We start from the raw sequence: 23760 nt of genomic DNA, 5'->3' as shown, positions 1-23760 counted from the left end.
GGAGCACAACAAAAAGGGGTCTGAGCTGCTGCTCCTACCCCTCTTCTTCCTAATCTTTATGTTTACTTTTGTGATTCTGCTTGTCGAATCAAGCGCTTGGTAATCTCTCCACCTATCGAACCATTGGCGCGAGCTGATTCATCAGGACCTGGCTGTACACCAAATTCTGCGGCAATCTCTTCTTTATACTGTTGTAGTGCCATTGCAGATCCAGGGACGAGCAAGCGGTTACTGCTACGACTTCGTGATGCTGCCATCGCCTTTCACCTCCTCTTTACACCTAGTATGGGGTGTGAGGCAGGTGTAGATCCACGATAACTATTACCAAGTACAACTACCAAACTTTCTAAGGATCTCCTAACGAGAGTGAGGTCGCCATGGTCGCTTTGCACGTGGTTCATCTAATACTTCTTTTAATACCACTGCTCGCGCCCACTCGCTTTTTTTCTTTGACCTAACCGCCGTTGAGGTTTGTTTCCTCATCTGAGACTGGTGGGTAGAAGAGACTGGAGTCGACTGTAACAACGAAGAACCTTCATCTCTCTGTTCTAATCGCTTTAGGGCTTCTGCTTTTAAATCATCTATTTCCAAGTCTGACCATGTCTGTTTTAGTTCTTTTCTTTCTGTATCCATCACACGTTTTGCCTTATCCACGCTTTCATCAAGGCTCTCCTTCATAGATGAAGAAACTTTCGTCACAAACCAGATGATTCCACCTAGCAAAAGCGGGCCCAACGGAGTGCCAAACAGCAACTCAATAATGGAATCTATGCCATCGGCCAGAGTCACGACTCGTCACCATCATCGCCTTCAGTATGACCAATCGACTTTCTCATATCAGTATCAGCAGAAATATTTTGCAGGTTATAATAATCCATCACACCCAAGTTTCCTTGACGCAACGCTTCCGCTAATGCCTCTGGAACGCGTGCTTCTGCTTCTACCACTTTAGCACGCATCTCTTCTACCCGAGCGCGCATCTCTTGCTCTTTAGCAACAGCCATCGCCCGTCGTTCTTCTGCTTTAGCCTGAGCAATATTTTTATCCGCTTCCGCCTGATCAATCTGCAGCGTAGCACCAATATTTTTACCTACGTCTACATCCGCAATATCGATGGAGAGGATTTCAAACGCTGTTCCCGCATCTAACCCTTTCTCCAAAACTGTATTCGAAATTAAATCAGGATTTTCTAATACCTGCTTATGACTATCAGCTGAACCGTTCGTCGTAACGATTCCTTCTCCCACACGAGCGATAATGGTCTCTTCACCTGCACCACCGACTAAACGTTCAATATTGGCACGTACTGTCACTCGAGCAATCGCTTTAACTTCAATCCCGTCTTTCGCTACCGCTGAAACAACAGGAGTTTCAATCACCTTAGGGTTTACACTCATTTGCACTGCTTCCAACACATCACGCCCTGCGAGGTCGATGGCAGCCGCACGTTCAAAGACGAGGTCGATCTCTGCCCGCTGGGCCGCAATTAACGCGTCGACCACACGGTTAACGTTCCCACCTGCTAAATAGTGTGTCTCCAGTTGATCAATCACAACGTCTAACCCTGCTTTACGTGCTTTAATTAGCGGATTAACAATACGTGAAGGAACAATGCGGCGTAAACGCATCCCAATCAAGGTCGTAAGCCCAACATAAACACCAGATGCCCACGCCGAGACCCAGAGCATAATAGGAACAAAGGTAAACAAGATAGAGATCGCGATAATCGCGAGCACCACTAAAATCAAAAAAGGAATTTCCATTAATAATTTTCTCCTTTCGGTACTAGAAAGATAATAAAACTCTACCTAAACTATACTATCCTTTCTCCACAATTTCATCTTCTTCCTGCAGTTGCCTTACAAAAACACTCGCCCCTGAAACGTGAACCACTTTTATTTTTACCCCATTGGGGATAAATCCACCCTCGCTCATTACATCGAAACGCTCACCTTCGATCATCGCCCACCCGGATGGACGAAGTTGCGTCATCGTGGTACCCCTTTTACCTAGTAATTCGTTTTTACCCTGATTACTTATATAACCGGCTTCATTTTTTTGTTCGTCCTTAAGTACAAAACCTTTCCATACTCCACGTTTCCCAAAAAACTTCACCGCAATCACCATCCCTATCAGAACCACTACAAGGGAGAGCAGAAAAACTGCCAACCCATAAGTGACATCGTATGCCGCCAGTGCAATCGAACCGATGAGCGCAACAATACCTAGAATGCCAAACACAGCAAATCCGGGTACAAACAGCTCGATCACCATTAAAGCTAATCCGACCACAAAAAGAGCGACTGATTCCCAACCAGCAAATCCTGCGATATAGTGCCCAAAGAAGTAGAGAGCAAACGCAGACAGACCAATAGATCCAGGCAAGCCAAATCCAGGAGAAAACAATTCCATCGCAAGCCCAGCTATTCCAATCAAGAAGAGAAGTGGGAACACGAAGGGGCTCGTAACCCAGCGTGCAAGTTGTTCGCTTGGGCTAAGCGTTACCGAAATCACGTCCGCTGAACCCAGTCCGAGTGCGCGAATCACTTCATCTTGACTTTCCACTATGCGATCCGCCATCCCGAGATCTACCGCCTGCTTTGCTGAAAGACTAAGGATCTCGCCTTTTTTCTTTACTCCTTCTATTTCTATATCCCGCTCCACCATGCCACGAGCAATATCTGGATTTCTTCCACCTTGTTCTGCGGCAGCACGCATATTTGAAGACCAGAAAGAAGTGGTCTTCGCATCCGCCGGTTCACCTGTAATGGTTTTCGGCTCGGCCGCTCCTATCGCACTGCCGGGCTGCATCATGATCTTATCGGTATTTAAGGCGATATAAGCACCCGCAGAGATCGCCTCTCCTTTTATGTACACTGTGACGGGGATATCAGAATTTCGAATCGTTTTCCCGATTTCCAAAGCGGCATCCACACTTCCGCCCAATGTATCCATTTCCAACACGATCGCCTCTGCATCAGCTTCCGCTGCCTCACTAAACGCTCGCGTCAAAAACTGTGATAATCCTTGCTCAATCGTTTCTTCCACCGGAATTACATAAACACTTGCTTGCGATGTCTTCGCCTCAGCTCCACTCTGAAATAGCGGTAAAATGAGTGAGAGCATCATCATCCCTACATAGAAAAGCAGACGGACTCTTCTCATATCCTTCTCCTTCCCTCATCTAAACAACGAGCGCCATTCAGTTTAAAAGAGTTCGAACTTTGACATTTTAAAAAAACAGCGTGAAAGCACGCTGTTTTAACTTAATCGTTGCTGTACCAATTGACTAACCTTTTTTGCATCTGCCCGACCTTTGACACGCGGAAGTAAAATCCCCATCACTTTCCCCATATCCGCTTTAGATGAAGCACCAACTTCCTGAACCGCTAGATCCACTTGTTGCAGTAGCTCTTCTTCTGTCAATGCTTGTGGGAGATAATCAGTGAGGATGCTTACTTCCGCATGCATGGCTTCTACAAGGTCTGCACGACCCGCTTTCTCAAACTCAAAGAGCGAATCTTTCACCTGCTTCAGCTCACGGACGACCACATCCAGCTCTTCTTCTGCTGTTAATGGTTGCTTTTGTTCAATCTCTTGGTTTTTCATCGCCGAACGCAACCGGCGAATCACATTTAGTTTTGGTTTATCTTTCTCTTTGAGAGCAATCTTCATCTCGTCTTGCAATTGCTGCATCATGCTCACGTAAGATATGCCTCCTTGAAAGGCCACCGCTCACTTTCTAGTGAACGTCGCTTCGCTTAAAGAAGATCACTCGCTTAGCGAGCACGTTTTTTATTATTTTTACGTGCGGCTTCTGATTTCTTTTTACGCTTCACACTTGGCTTTTCGTAGTGTTTACGTTTCTTCACTTCGGACATTACCCCCGATTTGGCACAAGAGCGCTTAAAACGGCGTAATGCACTGTCCAATGATTCGTTTTTACGTACTTGAATCTCCGGCATGCTTCTCCCTCCCTCCACGGGCCAACTGAAACCACTTCGCTTTATCGGAGTGGCCACACCCTTGGGGAGCCTATCAGTAGGTCAGATGTGACCCAGACAAGACTGCTTGGATATCCAACCCATCCCAAGACGTGCTATTTCTATGCTCACTGCATCCTATGCAGGAGCGTAGGTTCCATGACATTCATTTATGGATGAAGCCATAACATGTTTATTATACATGCCGTATTTCAGTGTGTCAAAGAGTTCTGGGCGATTAGCCGGGTGGCCAACCTAAAGAACGGCCTCCTAGTATGTGATAATGAAGATGACCTACCGTTTGCCCACCTTCTTCACCACAATTGTTTACCACACGAAATCCTGACTCCGCAATCCCCAGCTCCTGCGCTAACGACTGGATTACCTTTGTCATACGACCCATCAATACATAATCTTCCTCAGTCACAGCTAACATGGATGGAATATGTTTCTTAGGAATAATAAGCACATGCACCGGCGCTGCTGGGTACAAATCGTGAAAAGCGATCATTTCCTCATCTTCATATACTTGCTTGGACGGAATACTACCAGCTACGATACCGCAAAAAATACAGTCAGACACTCGATCACCTCCATGTATGTATACTATGATCATATCAAAAGATTCTCACATGCGTAAAGGAGAGCACTCACTACTCCAATCCAAACCGAATACTTTTGCCCACACAAAAAGTGCACTCCTCCATCCAGAGTGCACTTTTTGTATGGCTTCATACTAATATCCGTCAGTAGAGTGCCCTGTTTCCACTGCCTCTTTTACAGCTTGCTCATCGTGGGACATATGCATTGAACCTGCCGCCTGCACACCCTCTTCTACACGCTTACCGTATTCTTCATCACACTGTTTTATCATCCCAATCATCTTGTCGCGGATCTCCTGACGACATTCACACAGCTTATCCACCATATTGGAGATGAGCTCATCTTTTTCCCACTGATCGAAAGCTCGGTATGTTTCACCTGCTTGCTTAAAGTTATTTTGTCGATCAATCGGTTCCCTAACAAGCTGACCGGAAATCATCGGGGTATACTCTTTACCCGCAGGTGGTGCCTCTTTTAACTTGTTTAACGAAGAAGGTTCATAGTTCACATGTGGATTTTGATCTGGACCTTGATCCACATAGTAAGTCATCTGTCCATCACGTAAGTTGGTCGAAACATGCTTTTTAGGTCGATTGACCGGTAGCTGAGTATAGTTGGGTCCGACACGGTAACGCTGCGTATCCGAGTAAGAAAAGGTACGCCCTTGCAGCATCTTATCGTCAGAAAACTCTAGTCCATCTACCAATACCCCCGTGCCAAAAGCCACTTGTTCCACTTCTGCAAAATAGTTATCAGGGTTTTTATTTAGCGTCATCTTCCCGACTGGGAGAAAAGGAAACTGTTCCGGCGGCCACAACTTCGTATCATCGAGTGGATCAAAGTCTAATTCAGGATGTTCATCATCACTCATGATCTGCACGCATAACTCCCATTCCGGATAATCTCCACGCTCAATCGCCTCGTACAAGTCTTGTGTTGCATGATTAAAGTTCATGCTTTGAACCTGGTTAGCCTCTTCTTGAGATAAGTTTTTGATCCCTTGTAATGGCTCCCAATGGTACTTAACAAGAACCGCCTCTCCCTCTTTATTCACCCACTTGTACGTATTTACACCTGATCCTTGCATCATACGATAATTAGCAGGAATCCCCCAAGGAGAAAACAGAAATGTAGCCATATGCATCGCCTCTGGGGTATTGGAAAGAAAGTCCATAAGACGCTCGTTGTCTTGCCTATTGGTTACAGGGTCAGGCTTAAATGCATGTACCAAATCAGGGAATTTCATCGCATCGCGAATGAAAAATACCTTTAGGTTGTTACCCACTAGATCCCAATTTCCATCTTCTGTATAAAATTTAGTCGCAAACCCACGTGGATCACGCAAAGTTTCAGGGGAATGCCCCCCATGTATAACAGAGGAAAAGCGTACGAAAACAGGAGTGATCTTCCCCTTTTCCTGAAACAACTTGGCACGTGTATATTTGGAGACTGGCTCATCCCCCACCTTTCCATACGCTTCAAAAATACCATGTGCACCTGCTCCGCGTGCATGGACAACCCGCTCTGGAACACGTTCACGATCAAAATGGGATATCTTCTCAATGAAATTGTAATTCTCCAAAGTAGCAGGACCGCGATTACTTACCGTGCGTAAGTTTTGATTGTAGGAAACAGGGTGACCTTGACGATTGGTCAATGTCTCCTTTGATTCATTGGAGCCCAAACGCTGATCCAGTGGTCCTCCTTCTCCATCATTCGGTTTGCTCTTTAGTGGATGCATATCCTTCTTACCTGCTTCTTTATCCATTCATTACATCCTCCTATCCTCAAATCAACTATAAGATTAAGAAACAACACCATACAACCATAACTTGGTTTTAAAAGATCAATTTTATACTCAGCTATATATATGGAAAAGAGATAAGTAAAAAATCTGTCTCTATGTTTCGAATCAGTATGACCAAGGGAAAAGAAGAAAGCATGAAAGAGCCATGGTCTAACCGTCCCAGCTAAAAACAAAACTCTATATAAAAAAGACCCTTGACACTATCGATAATCCATATTAAATTATAATTATTATAAACAAAGATTGATTATCAGGAGGGCTACTCTCATGAATGAGAACCATCATAAGTTAACAACCAACCAAGGACGTCCTGTAGGTGACAACCAAAACTCACGTACGGCAGGATTAAGAGGTCCAACATTACTAGAAGATGCACATCTGATTGAAAAAATTGCTCACTTTGATCGCGAGCGTATTCCGGAACGAGTAGTACACGCACGAGGAGCCGGAGCACACGGAACTTTTAAAGTATTTAATGATATGAAAAAATATACAAAAGCAGCTTTTCTTCAAGAAGAAGGGAAAGAGACCCCTGTCTTTGTTCGCTTCTCTACCGTTATTCACTCCAAAGGATCGCCGGAGACAGCACGAGATCCACGTGGATTTTCCGTTAAATTTTATACAGAGGAAGGCAATTACGATATTGTCGGTAACCACCTCCCCGTCTTTTTCATCCGTGACGCACTCAAGTTTCCAGACATGGTACACTCGCTCAAACCAGCGCCTGATACCAATATCCAAGACCCTGATCGCTACTGGGACTTTATGATGCGTACGCCTGAATCAACCCACATGATGACCTGGTTACTCTCCGATTACGGTACCCCTGCTAACTATCGCCAAATGGAAGGACATAGTGTTCATGCCTTCAAGTGGGTCAATGCTGACGGCGAGGTTTTCTATATTAAGTATTTCTGGAAACCACTTTCTGGTGTACGCAATCTGTCTGCAGAAGAACTCCCACAGGTTCAAGGAGAAGACTTCAACCATGCTACTCGCGATCTGTTTAATCATATCGAACAGGGAAACTACCCCGAATGGGATCTACATGTACAAATCATGCGCCCAGAAGAGATGGACTCCTTCGACTTCGATCCGCTCGATGCCACCAAAATGTGGCCAGAAGACCAGTTCCCATGGCAGCTGGTAGGACGAATGACACTTAACCGAAATCCACAAAACTTCTTTGCTGAAGTAGAACAGTCCGCATTCTCTCCTAACGCGACAGTACCTGGAATTGAGCCTTCTGAAGATAAACTTTTGCAGGGAAGACTCTTCTCCTATCCTGATACTCAACGCCATCGTCTAGGGGCAAACTACTTGCAATTACCTATTAACTGTCCTTATGCAAAGGTAAATAATTATCAAGTGGATGGGCTGATGCAGACCAAGACGGATCTCTCACCAATCAATTATGAACCTAACCGTTATAGTGACCGTCCAATCGAACACCCTGAGTATCTAGAATCAGAAACCCCGCTCGAAGGAAATGCTGGTCGACACAAGATCTACAAAACCCTTGATTTTGAGCAAGCTGGCGAACGCTACCGCTCCTTTAGCGAGGAAGAGAAAGAAAACTTGATTAAAAATATGGTAAATGACTTAAAGCAAGTTCACGAGCAGACAGTGATGCTCGCCATCTGCAACTTTTATCGTGCAGACAAAGACTACGGTGAACGCCTGGCACACGCGCTCGGTGTAGATATCAAACAGTATGTATAGAAAAACGAGCCACTCTTCCTTTAGCTAAAGGAAGAGTGGCTCGTTTACTTCAACGTCTTACTCTATTAGATTTAAGTACCGTACTAAAATGGGAGCATTACTCTACAGCCCTCACAACCCCTGATGTCCCAATAACCTTTGACGATGAGTCTAACGCTTTCACTTGGAAATAGGGTCCCCCCGACTCCACTACGATGGCAGTCTCAAACCCCTTACGTGAAGCACTCTTTCGCACCACACTCACGGTCTGAGGTGTCATACCAGCTAGGACTCGCCAGGCAACAGTCTCTGTTGAACCATTCCATGACGCATACACAACAGCAGCATTACCAAAAAGATCAACTGCAATGCTCGGTGGGTTCAAAGGGAGACCGACCCATTTATTTTTAAAGGCTCTATACGAACCAATCCGATCAGGAAACTTCATATCATAGATGAAATTTTCTTTAGGGTTTGCAGGTGTATTCCCATTCCCTCTGTATTCGGAGAGATAGGACTCTGCTCCCCAACCAATAAATTTATTTCCATTTTCCAAATTTTGAACATTGCCTGCCACGGTGGAAATTAGTGGGGGAGCATGAAAATACGTGCGATCTACATTGGCCCGCATCCTTTTTAGATCAAGCTTGAGAATCAGACCATGCGTCACCCCTTCGGGTAGTGTAGTAGGAGATGCACAACATGAGTTATCAAACAAACTAATCCTATTCCCTGGTAAAAGGCGAGCGTTATGTTGCCATGAGAAAGTAGCGTTAGGTCCAAACGTAAAATCACTCCTCTTCCCACCCAATCGCCATAAAATATTTCCTGTTTTTTTATCAATACAGAAAATTGTCCACATATTCCTCATGCTCACGAGCAGGGTATCATCTGGACCTTCTTGCAACGAATTGGTATGATATGGATCCCAAATATTGTCTTCTTCCGCTGCTGATGATGCTGGGAGCATGGATTCAGTAGGGCTAACATGTGTAAGCGCCTCCCACATGAAAAGGAGTTTCCCTGTTTTTAAATCAACCTCTTGGATTGCATCGTTTATAATAACACCCTGTTTTGGTCCGCCAAATGGGGTTAGATCAGCTGGTACTTTTTTGATACCAATGAATAGTGCCGTATTGCGTTTGGTAATCGTAAACTCATGCACATCAGAAATAAACCCTTTTCTAGCTTTTAACCTCTTTATAACCTGATAATTCTGATTAAATATGAGAAAAAATGCTCCTGGAGCAGGTAGCCCTAGTAAGAAAGACTCCAACTCACCTTGCCACATGGTTAAAACAGGTTTCCCTTTATATGTTTGCACACGAAAATCTGTATTTGTAAGACCACCCTCGAGAGGACGAAACCAGACGGGATTTCCAAGCTGATCCATAATTAAAGCTCCTTGCATTACGTTACCAGCACGTTGTCCGGGACCCACAAATATGAATCCAGGGGCCGTTCCAGGTTTGTTCACATTGACAGTTACTCTCATAGGGTGAAGATCGGGTTCCGACATAAAATTCCACACTTGAGGTTGAGAACGTGACGATTCAAAAGATGACATTTCCGACTACGCCTCCTTTAAAAAGCTAGGATCAACATTCGAAATTAGCTACCTTATTCTTATGTAAGCCGGCAATGAATATATCCACTTCATGTAGTCTGAATAAGAAAAACCAGGACAGAAGCGGAGACTCCTGTCCTGGACTACCTCGCCTTAACTCCTTTCATGATGAAGGAATCTCTTTCCATTTATCTGTTTCCCCTGGGGGTTGAGAAGACTTAATTTTTTCGATTAGGCGGGCTGGATCGCTCTCACAGATGAGTAAATCTCGATGCTCCTCAGGTATAAATTCATCTTCAATCCCACGCTCAACCAGCTGGAGTAAGGGATCATAATAACCAGCCACATTATAAAGACCAATTGGTTTTTGGTGTATGCCAAGTTGTCCCCAGCTCACCACTTCGAAGATTTCTTCCAAAGTACCAAATCCACCTGGTAGCGCAATAAAAGCATCAGATAGCTCCCCCATCTTTGCCTTTCGTTCGTGCATGGTTTTCACTTGAAAGAGTTGTGTAAGCTGTGTATGAACCATTTCTCCACGAAACAAATTTTTGGGAATTACACCGACCACTTTCCCGCCATTATCCAGAATGGTGTTCGCCATCACCCCCATCAATCCAATACTAGAGCCACCAAACACAACATCCATCTCATATTCTACTAATTCTTTACTTAACTGAACAGCTGCTTCCTGATACTCCTGCCTCGTTCCTACGTTGGAGCCTGCAAAGATACAGATACGTTTCATATTCTCCCTCAACCCTTTTATTTCATGTTATTGCTCCGTGCTATTACTGCTGTAATGTAATCACCGTTACTTGTGGACGACAAAACAATCGCACAGGTAAAATCGTTGTCCCCACACCGCGGCTTGTATATACCTGTACCCCTGACTTCTCACCTCTAGCCAACCCTTCTGGATACTTCCCCCCGTAAGGAGGAGTAAGCAATGGTCCCACTAATGGAAGACGAATTTGCCCTCCATGACTATGACCCGATAATTGCAAGTCCACTTGAGTAGCATCCACTGCATCGATAAAATCTGGCTCGTGCATCAGGAGGATGGAACATGCCCCCGCAGGAATCCCTGCTAGCGCTTGAAGTAACTGTGGGTCACCCAGCATGAGATCTTCCAACCCCACCATATACAAGTCTTTCTCCTTATGTGTAACCTTAACATGCCGATTCAGCAATACTTCAAATCCTGCCTCCTCTAACACACCAACAGCGGGCAATCCATCTGAATAATCATGATTACCTAATATGCTATATTTACCAAGAGGTGCATCTATTCGATCAAGTTCAGCGCTGACAGCTCTTCCTGTTGCAGCCATCGCAGATCGTTTGTCATATAGATCTCCTGTAAAGCAGACGAGATCTGGTTTTTCTTCATTAATGTCAGCTACTAACTGTGCTAATTGCTTCTCTTTCACTGTCGTACCAAAGTGTAGATCAGAAAAGTGAAGAAGTTTCTTTCCCACAAACGCTCCAGGTAACCGTGGCAGAGAAATCGTTATCTTTATCCATTCTACCCAGTGTGGTTCCAGCCACAATCCGTAACTACTAAGCGAGCCCATCCCAATGGCGGCGCCTATCCCCCATCTCCCGCCCTTCTTTAGAAATTGACGACGTGAGATTGTAGGTTTTATTTTATTTTCCATATGTCCTCCCCCACAACCCGTTCGCTTTCCATTATATCAGGAGATGGAAAGCGAAGGGGATAAACACGGTGATCTATTTTCTTCTAAGTAATGCAAACAATGAATATCGGCACATATTAATGATATAAAGAACTCTTTCCAACGAACAGCAAGCATCCCTTACTTTCCACCTTCATCACTGTACAGGTTCGCTATCTTTTCCATCATTTCACCTCATCCTTCTGCCCTGCATACAATGAAGTGTGATGTTAGCATCATTTTGCAAAGGAGGTCTATTCTTTGTCCAATGTACCGCCTAAAAAAATGGAAGCACAATTACGCAAATTGATCCGCCGTATTATTAAAGAGGAGCTTGAACAAGCACAGGCTGAAGGGAATAGCCAACAAGCACAGGATATCCACGACTCTCCACCTCATCCCACTACACATCCTCGTCCCGGGCATTTCCCGCCTGAAGGATTCCCCAGTCCTCATCAAATGCACCCTCCACGGCGAGAAGATGGTCCACCCCAAGGTCCACCTCGTCCCGACGGTCGTTTTCGACCTGCTATTGCCCCACATCCACACCATGGACGAGACGACGGATCTGAACATGGGCAACAAGATGCACGTGGGGAAAGTCGGGATTCACGGCGAGAAAGAGCACGCCCTCAGCGTCGTCGTAGACCAGATCCATTCTTAGATGGTCCACCGATGGGACCCCCACCACAAGCCCGACGCAACCATCCACATCCAGATGGAGACGAACGTGGAGAACAAGATATTCCTCCGTGGGTATTCTTCGGTTCACCCGAACCTGACCAGCAACGAGCCCAACCACAAAGAGAAGAACGTCCCCGTCCTCCCATGGGAGGCTTACCATGGGGAGCGCCTCCACCTCATCGTCAAGCTGCACCAGCACAAGAAGACGAGTCAGACTTTGATGCTCCCCCATATGTTCCACGTTCCAGAAAGAGGGACTAAGAACAGAAGCCCCTGAGGAAATAAGGGGCTTTTTTATTTTCTAAGCTCGTCATGCCTGTCCTGCTCCGCCCATATATATAAATGAAAAGCGGGGTGTCAAGGATGAAAGAAATTTTAATTCCCTTAGCGACAGGCTTAACCATCTTCTTATTTGGTATGCAGTTAATTCGCATGGGATTGCAAGAACTGGCGGGCGATCATATGCGACGCGTCATCCGCACTTTTACACGCACACCTGTACATGGATTTATTACAGGCACTCTTTCTACCGCTGTTCTTCAAAGTAGTAGTATGGTTACCGTACTTACGATCGGCTTTGTTCACTCTGGTTTCTTAACGTTTCCACAATCCATTGGCGTCATTTTGGGAACCAACATCGGCACTACCTTAACAACAGAGATTTTAACGCTTAACATCGAGGACTTCGCTCTTCCACTAATTCTTTTTGGAGCCAGTATGCGCTTGTTCCCCAATAAAGTATGGGCAAACATAGGACTTTCCATGGCAGGATTCGGCTGTATTTTTCTCGGTATGGAAGCAATCCAATGGATAGCTGAACCATTGAAAGAACGCGGATTAGTAGATTGGATGCTATTTGATAATCATAGTCCTGTCTGGAGTGGCATTCTTGTCGGTACCTTGCTTACCGCCATCATCCAAAGTAGTAGTGCCTCCATCGCCATGACGATGGGCTTCTTTGCTACGGGGCTTATACCTCTTCCCTTCGCATTAGCCATCATTTTGGGGAGTAACATTGGAACGTGTATCACCGGATTAATCGCTGCGATTGGTACTATTCGGCCTGCCCAACAAGTAGCGGTCGCTCATCTTATTCTCAATGTAGGAGGAGCAATTCTCTTCGCCCCTCTCATTGATTGGTTTGCCGCTTATACCACCCAACTCCAACTGGAACCAGCCTCTCAAATTGCCCATTTTCAAACAATCTACAACGTTTTATGCTCCCTAATCGTTCTTCCTTTTGCTACGCCTTTTGCTCGTCTTATTACCACCATTCTTCCTGAACAGACAGAAAGCTGGCGCATTTCTACTAATTTGGGGCAAAAAAAATAAGACAAGCGGACATTAATAGTCGCTTGTCCCTGCCTCACCTGCTACAATAGCCACACCAGAACTAGCTCCAATACGGGTTGCACCTGCAGCCACCATCTTGTGCACGGTCTCACGATCACGTACACCGCCTGATGCCTTTACACCCATCTGATCACCTACGATGCGACGCATTAGACGGATGTGATCAACTGTTGCACCTCCCGGCCCGAAGCCAGTCGAAGTTTTAACAAAGTGAGCACCCGCTTCTTTTGCTTTCCGGGACGCTATTTCTACTTCCTCATCTGATAAAAAGCCCGTTTCCAATATAACCTTAACAACACAATCCCCCGCTGCCTCGACTACCGCTTTCATGTCCATCTTTACTAAATCAAGATCTCCGGATTTAAAAGCACCTATATTCATTACCATGTCCACTTCGGTGGCTCCATGCTCGATCGCCTGTCTTGTCTCAAATGCTTTTACCTCCGGAGTCGTTGCACCCAAAGGAAAACCAATCACTGTACATACCTTAACTCCACTTCCTTTTAAATGCTCAGCACACCGTTTTACCCATATAGGGTTTACACAAACAGACGCAAACTGATGTTGCTTCGCTTCAGCACATAGCTCATCAATCTGCCCAACTGTTGCCTCCGGTTTTAATAAGGTATGGTCGATAAGAGCGGCCAAGTTTTTCTGATCCATTAGGATTCATCCCCTTCCAATAGTTGTAAAGCTTCTTTTACTACGGATTGATTATTATCATACCCCTTCGTACGATGAAGCTCTGCTGCCTCAGCGAGTGGAAACCACTTTGCCGCATCAATCTCCTCTACTTGTGCAGTTACATCTGTACTTACTGCTTCCACCAAATAATAGGTTACACTCTTGTCGATTTTACCACGTACGCGGTCATAGTAGATATAATGAACCTTTTCTAATACTGAGAGGATCCGACCTCGAACACCCGTCTCTTCCTTAATCTCGCGTAGCGCAGTCTCTTCTACAGTCTCACCAGGTTCTTGTTTTCCTTTTGGTAAAGTCCAGCGTCCATACCGATCGAGGATAAGAAGAACTTCAATTTCACATCCTTGACGGTGAAAAACAACACCACCTGCAGCTATTTCTTCCACACCCCATCATCCCCTTTATTCCAAATGCTCTTGCCATCGTAGCATTATCGCCTAATGCCACGCAAGAGAACAGCCTCTTATCCAAATGGATAAAAGGCTGGAGGAGAGGATTCGTTATCCCGCAACAGCTGAACGTGAAGCATCATCTACTACACGTACAAAGGTACCATGACACGTCTTGCCAGAAACAGTGTCAATGCGCACACGGCAAACCTTACCTACCATTTCTTCCGTACAAGGAAACACCACTTGCAAATAATTATCGGAATAACCGACGTAAGTACCGTTACCTTCCGGCTTTTCTGGGATCACTTCTAAGACTTCACCAATAAATTGCTCAGCATATTCATGAGAGAGTCGTGTCGATAGCTCGATCAATTGCTGCACTCTTTCTTGTTTCACTTCCCCTGGAATTTGGTCAGGCATACGTGCCGCTGGAGTGCCTGTCCGCATCGAGTATGGAAACACATGAAGCTCTGCAAACTGCAACTCTTCAATCAAACGATACGTATTGGCAAATTGCGCTTCTGTCTCCCCAGGGAACCCAACGATCACATCGGAGGTAAGAGCAAATTGAGGCATGGCTTTGCGTACATAGTCAATCTTCTCTTTATATTCCGCCACCGTATACTTGCGGCGCATGCGCTTTAAGACTGTATCATCGCCTGCTTGCAGTGGGATATGCAGATGACGACACATTTTTTCTGAGCGATTAAGCACATCAATCACATCATCGCTGATCTGACTCGCTTCAATAGAGCTGATGCGGATACGCCCCAAACCTTCCACTTTATCCAACTCCCACAAGAGATCAGCAAAGGAATAATCATCCATGTCTTCGCCATAACCAGCCGTATGAATCCCGGTTAATACGACTTCTTTGTACCCTGCGGCCACCAACTGACGCGCTTGGGTTAATACACTTTCCACTTTCCGACTACGAAGTAACCCACGCGACCACGGAATGATGCAGAAGGTACAAAAGTTGTTACACCCTTCTTGGATCTTCAAATACGCACGGGTACGTTCTGAAAATGAAGGAACATCTAGATCTTCAAACTCACGTGCTTTCATAATGTTACCTACTGCGTTGATGGGTGTACGCTCTTGTTGAAATTTCTCTACATATTCAACGATCTTCTCTCTCCCCTGCGTTCCAACTACGATATCTACTCCAGGGATTTGAGCTACTTCATTAGATGAGGTTTGTGCATAACATCCGGTCACTGCAATTACCGCATCTGGGTTTTTACGCACGGCCCGGCGAATCACTTGGCGACTCTTCTTATCACCCGTATTCGTCACTGTGCACGTATTGATCACATACACATCTGCTTCATTCTCAAAATCTACTTTTTCATATCCTGCTCCTTGAAACAGTTGCCAAATCGCTTCTGTTTCATATGAATTCACTTTACATCCTAACGTGTGAAAACCCACTTTCACATGATTCACCCCACTTCTCCATTTATCACCATCAAACAAGCAAGGACTGCCAGCCCAGCAGTTTCAGTCCGCAAGATACGCGGTCCCAACGAAACTCGGGTCATGCCAGCCTCTTCTGCTTCACTCACTTCCTCATCCGTAAATCCGCCCTCTGGCCCAATAATGATCAGGAGGCGATCGCCGTGCTCTATATCTCGACCAGCCGCTGTGAGAGCTTCTCCACCCTTCTCATAAGCAATCCATACATGATCAAAGCTAGCCTGATCATGTAACAATTGCTTCCACGGTATCGGCCCGTGAACGATAGGGATCTTCCCGCGGTGAGATTGTTCTGCTGCCTCTTTGGCTATGCGTTGCCATCGTTCCACACGCTTTTCTGCTTTTTTATCATTTAGTTTAACGACCGTTCGCTGTGACATAAAAGGTAAAAATGCACTTGCACCCAATTCTGTCCCTTTCTGCACTACATAATCCATCTTATCCCCTTTGGGTAAAGATTGTGCGATGGTAATGTGAATAGGTGCCTCACTCAGCGATGGTGTAGAGGTCTCGATGCGACCCTCAATCGCATCGGCGTGAAACTTCTCCAGATGTACGATGTAATCCGTCCCTCTACTGTCACAACAGAGAACCTTTTCACCGGGATTACTGCGCAATACGGTTCGTATATGATGTACATCATCACCTGTGATGATGATGCGATTACCCTTGATCGAGTCCGCTTCAATAAAGTAGCGTTGCATAACTTTCTACTCCTCGTATCTTATCATTTTTTTTGCGGCAATGGCTACCCAGTCCCCTTGGCGAATCGTTTCCAATACAGTTAAGCCCGCCCCCTTCATCGCTGTTACTACTATCGTCTCCTTATCTGCGATAATACCAGAAGCGATCCAAGTCCCTCCTGGTAACAACGCCTCCGGAATGTCAGGTGCCAGGTAAACAATCACTTCCGCCAAAATATTAGAAATGACAAGGTGAGCTTGCTCAGACACTCCCGTCAGCAAATCCCCTTGCCGCACTTCGACTTGTGCATCTACATCATTTTCAATCACATTATTTTTCGTGTGATGAACAGCCACATCATCTAAATCGAGAGCGAGCACATGAGTAGCACCTAACTTTGCCGCCGCAATGCTTAATATCCCACTGCCGCAACCCACGTCGATCACATTCTCATCTGACTGTAGGTACTTCTCCAATAAGCGTAAACACATGGCCGTGGTAGGGTGACTCCCCGTTCCAAATGACATACCCGGATCGAGTGAGATGATAATCTCATCTGCAGAAACCGGCTGATACTCTTCCCACAGTGGTCGAACTGTGATCCTATCGCTTACTTGAAAGGTGCGATAATACTTTTTCCACGCATCTGCCCACTCATCTTCCGATACACGCGCTACCACCAACCGTGCTGTACCTACATCTAAACCTGACGCACCAATTCGCTTCATTCCCGCACGCAACTGTTCTTCTACCTTACTGTCCTCATCGGTAACAGGAAAATACCCCTTTATCCAGATCCCTGCACGCGGATAGTCAGCAGGCGAAAGATCATAAATCTCTCCATATGGTCCAATACCATCGCGCTCTAAAACTTCAGGATCTACTACCTCTACCCCACCAGCCCCACAAGTCATAAAAAGGGCACTGGTTGCTTCCAACGCTTCTGCGCTCGTTTCAATCGTATACTCCATCCAATCCACTGCCAAAATTCCTCCTAATCATAAGGAAAAACGGGCCGAAGCGCCCGTTTTAATCATGTCGAAATGCTTTCTTCATTTTATCAAAAAAACTATCATGTTGCTCATGAATATAGTCCCCGCTCACACGACTAAATTCGCGTAAAGCTTCTTTTTGCTCTTCACTCAACTTGGTCGGGGTTACGACCCGAATTTTTACCCGTTGATCCCCTTCACCCGTACCGTGCAAATGAGGAACGCCCTTCCCGCGTAAGCGGAATTCAGTACCAGTCTGTGTTCCAGCTGGCACTTTCAAGTTAGCGCGTCCTTTTAATGTAGGAACGACTACCTCATCTCCCAATGCCGCTTGAATAAAGGTGATTGGCAGTTCGCAGACAATATCATCGCCTTCGCGTGAGAAATACTCATGCGTTTTCACACGCAACGTAATGTACAAATCCCCTGCCGGACCACCCTTTTTCCCCGGTTCGCCTTCTCCACTTACACGTAGCTGGGCACCATCTTGTACCCCTGCTGGGATCTTGATCTGAATTTTTTTCTTTCGTTTTTGTTCTCCCGAACCATGACACTGTGTACACTTCTCAGGGATATACTTCCCTGTCCCCCCACACTGATGACAGATCCTCCGGTTGACAATCCGTCCAAACGGTGTGTTTTGAATCGTTTCCGCTTCACCTGTCCCTTTACAGGTAGAACATGTTTCAGGGTTTGTCCCTGGTTTCGCTCCACTTCCGTGGCACTGGTCACACGATTCGGTACGCTCTAGCGGAACATCTATTTTTTTACCAAAGACAGCATCTTTAAACTCAACAGCCATCCGGTACTCTAAATCAGCCCCACGTCGAGGTCCATTGGGGTTGCCACGGCGACCGCCCCCACCGAAAAACATATCAAAAATATCACCAAAGCCAAAATCTTGCCCTCCTGCACCAAAACCACCTGCGCCAGCCCCCGTAGGGTCTGCTGTCCCAAAGCGGTCATAATTGGAGCGCTTCTGCTCATCGGATAATACTTCATATGCTTTCGTCAGCTCTTTAAATTTATCTTCTGCACCTTCATCCGAATTCACATCTGGATGGTATTTGCGAGCTAATTTTCGATACGCCTTTCGAATCTCTTCTTTGGACGCATCACTGCTCACACCAAGAACTTCATACAAATCTTTCTGACTCACCAGCGCTTCACCTCCTTATTCCTTTCCCATCAGCAGAAAACGAGCAAGTCAAAGAAAGGCATGACGCCTTTCTTTGACTTCTTGAAGGATTAACCTTCTTTCTTCTCGTCCTCATCTACCATTTCGTAGTCGGCATCCACTACAGTTTCTTTCTTCTCTTTCCCTTCACTACCTTCACCTGTTTGCCCTTCAGCTTCTGCAGCTTTGGCTGCTTTCTCATACAACTTGACGGAAAGCTGCTGCACCACTTCTTGCAATTCTTCGGATGCCTGCTTAATCGCTTCCAGATCCGTACCTTCCAGTGCGGTTTTCAGTTTTTCTTTCTTCTCATTTGCTTGATCAACCTCTGCCTGTTCCACTTGTTCTTCGAGGTCTTTCAAAGTTTTTTCGGTAGTAAAGATCATTTGATCAGCTGTATTACGAATCTCTACCTCTTCTTTTTTCTTCATATCTTCTTCCGCATGTTCTTCTGCTTCTTTTACCATGCGATCAATCTCTTCATCACTCAAGCCACTGGACGATTGAATCGTGATATCCTTGCTCTTCCCAGTTGCTTTATCTTGAGCGGATACATTTACAATCCCGTTGCTATCAATTTTAAAGGTAACTTCGATTTGTGGAATCCCACGTGGCGCTGGTGGAATATCTTGTAGCTGGAACCGACCCAAGGTTTTATTTCCGGCCGCCATTTCTCGCTCTCCTTGCAGAACGTGAATATCTACTACCGTTTGGCTATCTGCTGCCGTGGAGAAAACCTGTGATTCTTCTGTTGGAATCGTAGTGTTGCGCTCGATCAATTTGGTAAACACACCACCCAAGGTTTCAATTCCAAGCGACAGCGGAGTCACGTCTGCCAAAACAACATCGTTAACTTCTCCTGCCAGTACTCCACCTTGAATGGCTGCACCCATCGCTACTACCTCGTCTGGGTTTACACCTTTAGTCGGTTCTTTGCCTGTTAGTTTCTTAATCGCATCTTGAACTGCAGGAATACGGGTGGAACCACCAACGAGTACAACTTTATCAATTCCGCTCGGATCAATATCCGCATCACGCAATGCTTGCTTGGTTGGTCCCATCGTACGTTCTACCAACTCAGCGGAGATCTCTTCAAATTTCGCACGAGTGAGGCTTACTTCCAAGTGCTTCGGACCTGTTTCGTCCGCTGTTAAGAATGGGAGCGAAATAGTGGTGGTCAATACGCCTGATAAGTCTTTCTTTGCTTTTTCTGCTGCATCTTTCAAGCGCTGGATCGCCATTTTATCTTTGCTGAGGTCGATACCATTCTCACGTTTAAACTCTTGTACAAGATGGTCAATGATCACTTGGTCGAAATCATCTCCACCCAGTTTGTTGTCACCACTGGTCGATTGTACTTGGAAGAACCCATCACCCAAGTCCATTACGGACACATCAAACGTTCCACCTCCAAGGTCAAATACGAGAATGGTTTGATCTTCATCTTTATCCAAGCCGTATGCTAATGCAGCGGCAGTTGGTTCGTTGATGATACGTTTCACATCAAGTCCTGCGATCCGACCAGCATCTTTGGTTGCTTGACGTTGACTATCGTTAAAATACGCAGGTACCGTAATGACTGCCTCCGTTACACTCTCCCCTAGGTATGCTTCAGCGTCTGCTTTTAGTTTTTGTAGAATCATTGCCGAAATTTCTTGTGGAGTGTACTCTTTACCATCAATCAATTCTTTATGATTTGTACCAATATGTCGCTTGATCGAGCTAATTGTTTTATCTGGGTTGGTAATCGCTTGCCGCTTCGCTGCTTCTCCGACAAGGCGCTCATCGGTTTTAGAAAAACCAACAACAGAAGGAGTGGTGCGACCTCCTTCAGCATTAGGGATAACTACCGCTTCGCCGCCTTCCATAAATGCAACACAAGAGTTCGTTGTTCCTAAGTCAATTCCAATCACTTTACCCATGACGTAACCCTCCTAATAACTCTTTTCATATAATTTTTATTCGCTTACTTTGACCATAGCTGGGCGAAGAACTCGCTCTTTCAAGCGATAGCCCCGTTGTAGCTCTTCCAAGACGATTCCCGAATCGTGCTCCTCACTCGCCACTTTCATCACCGCATTGTGTTCATGCGGATCAAAAGGCTTCCCTACCACGTCAATCGCTTCCACACCACTTTCCTTCAATACCTGCAGAAGTTGACGGTAGACCATATCTACCCCTTGGTAAAATGAATCTCCATCTTGGGGGCCTGCCATCAATGCTCGCTCCAGATTGTCCACTACGGGCAATAGGGACTCTGCCAATGGGGAAACCGCATACTTAGCTGCTTCTGTCTGCTCTTTGCGCACACGGCGACGAAAGTTTTCCAGATCAGCTCGAGCACGTAAGTACTGCTCCTGATGCTCCTCTGCCTTCTGCTTCCATTCGTCCCGCTCTTGCTCCATGCTCACCTGCGATCCCTCTGAATCTGTGCCCGTCTCTTGCTCTAGCGTATGTACGGGCTCTGTTTCCGCCTCGCTGTTCCCAGTCGACTGTTTTCGTTGATTTGCCTCTTCCATCACAAGTTCACCTCCTATTCTACGCCAATACTCTTTTCTTCCTCTACCCCCATATGGGAACATCTCTTACGATGCTTATTTTGGACATAAGGAAGGGGACGAGGGGATCGATTTATCCCCCTCGCGCCAACTCCCCCTTATTTATACAGCAATCGCAAATGATCGGAAAAGCTTTTTGATAAAATATCGATATATCCTACGACTTTCTGATAATCCATCCGTGTTGGCCCCAGCACACTAATCGTTCCGAGCACACGACCATGGAGCTGATATGATGCCGTAATAAGGCTACATTGATCCAGCTCGGCAATGACATTCTCTTGCCCGATCTTTACTTGAATGCCTTGTTCCGCTAAAGGGTGAAGATGCATCACTAGGGATTGATGTTCCTGATGCTCAAACAGATTAAGAAAACTTTTCACCTTGTTTAAATCCTGAAATTCTGGCTGGTTTAACATATTGGTTGTACCGCTGTAATACATGCGATCTCTAGTATCCGTAGCTAGTACATGATTCATCAACGAGAGCACCGATTGATACTCTTCTATATGACGCGATAATTCTACTGTTAACTTTTTATACACGGTCTCTTTTAAGCGATGAAGAGGAACTCCGTGCAAATGTTGGTTGAGGAAGTTCACCATCTGTTCGATTAAGGAGATCGATACCCCTACTGGAATCGAAATATTCCGTTTATCCACATGCCCTGTATTGGTCACAATAATGATTACCGCGGTCTTATCAGAAAGCGGAATCAGTTGTAAATGCTTCAGCTTATGTTCCACGATCTGTGGTCCCAGTATAATCGTCACATAATTAGTGATGCTCGAAAGAATACTGGCAGTTTCCTGGATCACTTGCTCCATCTCCCCCATCTCGATGGCAAACAACTCACGTAAGAAAAACATCTCTTCGCGCGATGGTGTTTCTGGTTCCATCAAGTGGTCGACATAGTAGCGATAGCCCACATGTGTAGGAATGCGGCCAGCAGATGTGTGCGGTTGCTCGAGAAATCCCAGGCTTTCCAGATCCGCCATCTCATTGCGGATGGTTGCCGCACTATAGCCAATGCCCTCAGCTTTGGAAACAGTACGTGAGCCTACTGGTTCAGCTGTGGAAATATAATGATCCACAATCGCTTGCAAGATGATTTCTTGTCGCTCCGTTAGCATCTGCGCCACCTCCTTCTCTTGTTAGCACTCAATGGTGTCGAGTGCTAATCCTTTCTTTTAAGGTACCAAACCCGTTGTCAATTGTCAATTCGTGATTATTGCTTCACCTAAAAAAGCGGCAAACACATCGTTACCAAAAAGTAACCCCTGTTCGGTTAATTTGAGATGCTCTTGCTCCCATTGCAAATGCCCCGATTGGATCCATGCGTGAATGATCTCCCCAAAAACATCTTCCATAGAGCAGGAGAACTTGCGTTCAAACTGATATTTACTCACACCTTCTGCTAAACGCAAACCGAGAATAAGTTGATTTTCCATCGCCTCTTCTCGCGTCACTTCATGTTCATCTGCCCGCGGACGATGTGTACCAACACTTGCATCAATATATCCTTGAATGGTACGCACATTACTGTGGCGGACCCCATCTGTATACCCGTGTGCGCCTGCACCCAATCCATAAAACGGTTGATTACGCCAATAAACCAGGTTATGCTCGCTTTTTCTACCTACTTGGGCAAAGTTGCTCACTTCATATTGTGGATATCCATGTGCTTGCAGATAGGAGCGTGCTACCTGATACATCGCCAACTCCTCTTCCTCATGTGGAAGCTGTAGTCTGCCTTCCCGCTGCCACTGATCAAAGGGAGTCCCTTCTTCTACTTTCAAGCTGTAGACAGAGAAATGTTCGGGCTCAAGAGCGACAGCTTCACGTAAAGTATGTTCCATATCTGCTTTGGTCTGCTTGGGAAGCCCAAACATGAGGTCGAGTGAAAGATTGCTAAACCCAGCCTTACGAGCTTGTTGGACGCTACGATAAACATCGTCCACACTATGGATTCGCCCAATCGCACGCAACAGTTCGGGGCGAAAAGTTTGTACTCCCATACTGAGGCGATTTACGCCGCCCTCATACATAGCTGCGAGAAGTTCGGGACCAGTGGTACCCGGGTTTGCTTCCACTGTTACTTCAATAGTAGAGGCCCACTGAGGAAAATACTTCTTTAAGTTAGCTAATAGTCGCTCCATCTGCTCTGGTTCCAAAATGGTAGGGGTGCCTCCACCGATAAAAATGGTCTCGATTTGAGCAGGCGGCAGTTGCTCTGTTGTAACAATCATTTCCCGTTCCAGCGCGTCGAGATAAGCATCAACAGGTTGCCCTTTCACCACATAGGCGGTAAAGTCGCAGTAGTGACATTTATTGGTGCAGAACGGAATATGAACATAGATCGCTTTCGGTGTTGGGGTCGTAATGGTCACCATATC

Annotated in this window: 24 protein-coding genes; 3 read left to right on the top strand and 21 right to left on the bottom strand. The window is 45.8% G+C overall.

The window, feature by feature from the left end:
• Positions 1-62: 62 nt before the first annotated feature.
• From NXZ84_RS02600 to NXZ84_RS02565, 8 genes are all read right to left on the bottom strand, one after another.
• Entirely contained in the window at positions 63-257 is a 195-nt protein-coding gene (locus NXZ84_RS02600; protein WP_258838732.1) for an alpha/beta-type small acid-soluble spore protein, read from the bottom strand.
• Between the two features lie 100 nt (positions 258-357).
• On the bottom strand, positions 358-789 hold the full coding sequence (locus NXZ84_RS02595; RefSeq protein ID WP_258838731.1) for a hypothetical protein: 432 nt from the start codon (positions 787-789) through the stop codon (positions 358-360).
• A complete protein-coding gene (gene floA / locus NXZ84_RS02590) occupies positions 786-1763 on the bottom strand; it encodes a flotillin-like protein FloA (RefSeq protein WP_258838730.1) in 978 nt (325 codons plus the stop codon). The genes NXZ84_RS02595 and floA overlap by 4 nt, the downstream gene beginning before the upstream one ends.
• Before the next feature lie 55 nt (positions 1764-1818).
• Positions 1819-3165, bottom strand: coding sequence for an NfeD family protein (locus NXZ84_RS02585; RefSeq protein ID WP_258838729.1), 1347 nt, complete (start codon positions 3163-3165; stop codon positions 1819-1821).
• Between the two features lie 96 nt (positions 3166-3261).
• Positions 3262-3705, bottom strand: a complete 444-nt coding sequence (locus NXZ84_RS02580) for a GatB/YqeY domain-containing protein (protein ID WP_258838728.1) — start codon at positions 3703-3705, stop codon at positions 3262-3264.
• A 74-nt stretch (positions 3706-3779) separates the two neighbouring features.
• Positions 3780-3965, bottom strand: coding sequence for a 30S ribosomal protein S21 (rpsU, locus tag NXZ84_RS02575; RefSeq protein ID WP_258838727.1), 186 nt, complete (start codon positions 3963-3965; stop codon positions 3780-3782).
• Between the two features lie 256 nt (positions 3966-4221).
• Positions 4222-4566 (bottom strand): histidine triad nucleotide-binding protein, encoded by a 345-nt coding sequence (locus tag NXZ84_RS02570; RefSeq protein ID WP_258838726.1) that lies wholly within the window; start codon positions 4564-4566, stop codon positions 4222-4224.
• Between the two features lie 153 nt (positions 4567-4719).
• On the bottom strand, positions 4720-6327 hold the full coding sequence (locus NXZ84_RS02565; protein WP_258840313.1) for a catalase: 1608 nt from the start codon (positions 6325-6327) through the stop codon (positions 4720-4722).
• 333 nt (positions 6328-6660) lie between these two features.
• Here NXZ84_RS02565 and NXZ84_RS02560 point away from each other — a divergent pair, with 333 nt between their 5' ends.
• Positions 6661-8115 carry a catalase gene (locus NXZ84_RS02560; RefSeq protein WP_258838725.1) on the top strand — a complete coding sequence of 485 codons (1455 nt, stop codon included), beginning with the start codon at positions 6661-6663 and terminating at the stop codon, positions 8113-8115.
• 97 nt (positions 8116-8212) lie between these two features.
• Here NXZ84_RS02560 and NXZ84_RS02555 read toward each other — a convergent pair whose 3' ends face one another.
• The 3 genes from NXZ84_RS02555 to NXZ84_RS02545 form a co-directional block, all read right to left on the bottom strand.
• The gene (locus NXZ84_RS02555; protein WP_258838724.1) at positions 8213-9661 is read right to left on the bottom strand and encodes an arylsulfotransferase family protein; all 1449 of its coding nucleotides are present in this window, start codon (positions 9659-9661) and stop codon (positions 8213-8215) included.
• 163 nt (positions 9662-9824) lie between these two features.
• Complete coding sequence (locus tag NXZ84_RS02550) at positions 9825-10409, bottom strand: LOG family protein (protein ID WP_258838723.1); 585 nt, start codon at positions 10407-10409, stop codon at positions 9825-9827.
• Between the two features lie 43 nt (positions 10410-10452).
• A complete protein-coding gene (locus NXZ84_RS02545) occupies positions 10453-11322 on the bottom strand; it encodes a metallophosphoesterase (protein WP_258838722.1) in 870 nt (289 codons plus the stop codon).
• A gap of 279 nt (positions 11323-11601) precedes the next feature.
• Here NXZ84_RS02545 and NXZ84_RS02540 point away from each other — a divergent pair, with 279 nt between their 5' ends.
• Positions 11602-12285: a chromosomal replication initiator protein DnaA gene (locus tag NXZ84_RS02540; protein WP_258838721.1), complete on the top strand. Its 684-nt coding sequence runs from the start codon at positions 11602-11604 to the stop codon at positions 12283-12285.
• Between the two features lie 102 nt (positions 12286-12387).
• The gene (locus NXZ84_RS02535) at positions 12388-13356 is read left to right on the top strand and encodes a Na/Pi cotransporter family protein (protein WP_258838720.1); all 969 of its coding nucleotides are present in this window, start codon (positions 12388-12390) and stop codon (positions 13354-13356) included.
• A 12-nt stretch (positions 13357-13368) separates the two neighbouring features.
• On the opposite strand, the gene deoC is transcribed toward NXZ84_RS02535, so the two are convergent.
• The 10 genes from deoC to hemW form a co-directional block, all read right to left on the bottom strand.
• Positions 13369-14040: a deoxyribose-phosphate aldolase gene (deoC, locus tag NXZ84_RS02530; RefSeq protein ID WP_258838719.1), complete on the bottom strand. Its 672-nt coding sequence runs from the start codon at positions 14038-14040 to the stop codon at positions 13369-13371.
• Positions 14040-14468: an NUDIX hydrolase gene (locus NXZ84_RS02525; RefSeq protein ID WP_258838718.1), complete on the bottom strand. Its 429-nt coding sequence runs from the start codon at positions 14466-14468 to the stop codon at positions 14040-14042. Before NXZ84_RS02525 ends, deoC begins: the two co-directional genes overlap by 1 nt.
• Before the next feature lie 114 nt (positions 14469-14582).
• A complete protein-coding gene (gene mtaB / locus NXZ84_RS02520; RefSeq protein ID WP_396653996.1) occupies positions 14583-15923 on the bottom strand; it encodes a tRNA (N(6)-L-threonylcarbamoyladenosine(37)-C(2))-methylthiotransferase MtaB in 1341 nt (446 codons plus the stop codon).
• A complete protein-coding gene (locus tag NXZ84_RS02515; RefSeq protein WP_258838717.1) occupies positions 15920-16657 on the bottom strand; it encodes a 16S rRNA (uracil(1498)-N(3))-methyltransferase in 738 nt (245 codons plus the stop codon). The genes mtaB and NXZ84_RS02515 overlap by 4 nt, the downstream gene beginning before the upstream one ends.
• Positions 16658-16663: 6 nt before the next feature.
• Positions 16664-17608 carry a 50S ribosomal protein L11 methyltransferase gene (gene prmA / locus NXZ84_RS02510; RefSeq protein ID WP_258840311.1) on the bottom strand — a complete coding sequence of 315 codons (945 nt, stop codon included), beginning with the start codon at positions 17606-17608 and terminating at the stop codon, positions 16664-16666.
• Between the two features lie 58 nt (positions 17609-17666).
• Positions 17667-18791, bottom strand: a complete 1125-nt coding sequence (dnaJ, locus tag NXZ84_RS02505) for a molecular chaperone DnaJ (protein WP_309495797.1) — start codon at positions 18789-18791, stop codon at positions 17667-17669.
• 86 nt (positions 18792-18877) lie between these two features.
• Complete coding sequence (gene dnaK, locus NXZ84_RS02500) at positions 18878-20728, bottom strand: molecular chaperone DnaK (protein WP_258838715.1); 1851 nt, start codon at positions 20726-20728, stop codon at positions 18878-18880.
• 36 nt (positions 20729-20764) lie between these two features.
• Positions 20765-21325 carry a nucleotide exchange factor GrpE gene (grpE, locus tag NXZ84_RS02495; RefSeq protein WP_258838714.1) on the bottom strand — a complete coding sequence of 187 codons (561 nt, stop codon included), beginning with the start codon at positions 21323-21325 and terminating at the stop codon, positions 20765-20767.
• A gap of 137 nt (positions 21326-21462) precedes the next feature.
• The gene (gene hrcA / locus NXZ84_RS02490) at positions 21463-22497 is read right to left on the bottom strand and encodes a heat-inducible transcriptional repressor HrcA (RefSeq protein WP_258838713.1); all 1035 of its coding nucleotides are present in this window, start codon (positions 22495-22497) and stop codon (positions 21463-21465) included.
• Positions 22498-22581: 84 nt separating this feature from the next.
• Positions 22582-23757: a radical SAM family heme chaperone HemW gene (gene hemW, locus NXZ84_RS02485; RefSeq protein ID WP_258838712.1), complete on the bottom strand. Its 1176-nt coding sequence runs from the start codon at positions 23755-23757 to the stop codon at positions 22582-22584.
• Positions 23758-23760: the final 3 nt, after the last annotated feature.

The sequence above is a fragment of the Mechercharimyces sp. CAU 1602 genome (assembly GCF_024753565.1).
Classification (GTDB): Bacteria; Bacillota; Bacilli; order Thermoactinomycetales; family JANTPT01; genus Mechercharimyces.
Note: the sequence above shows the minus strand (reverse complement) of the source record. Positions and strands in the feature narration are given on the sequence as shown.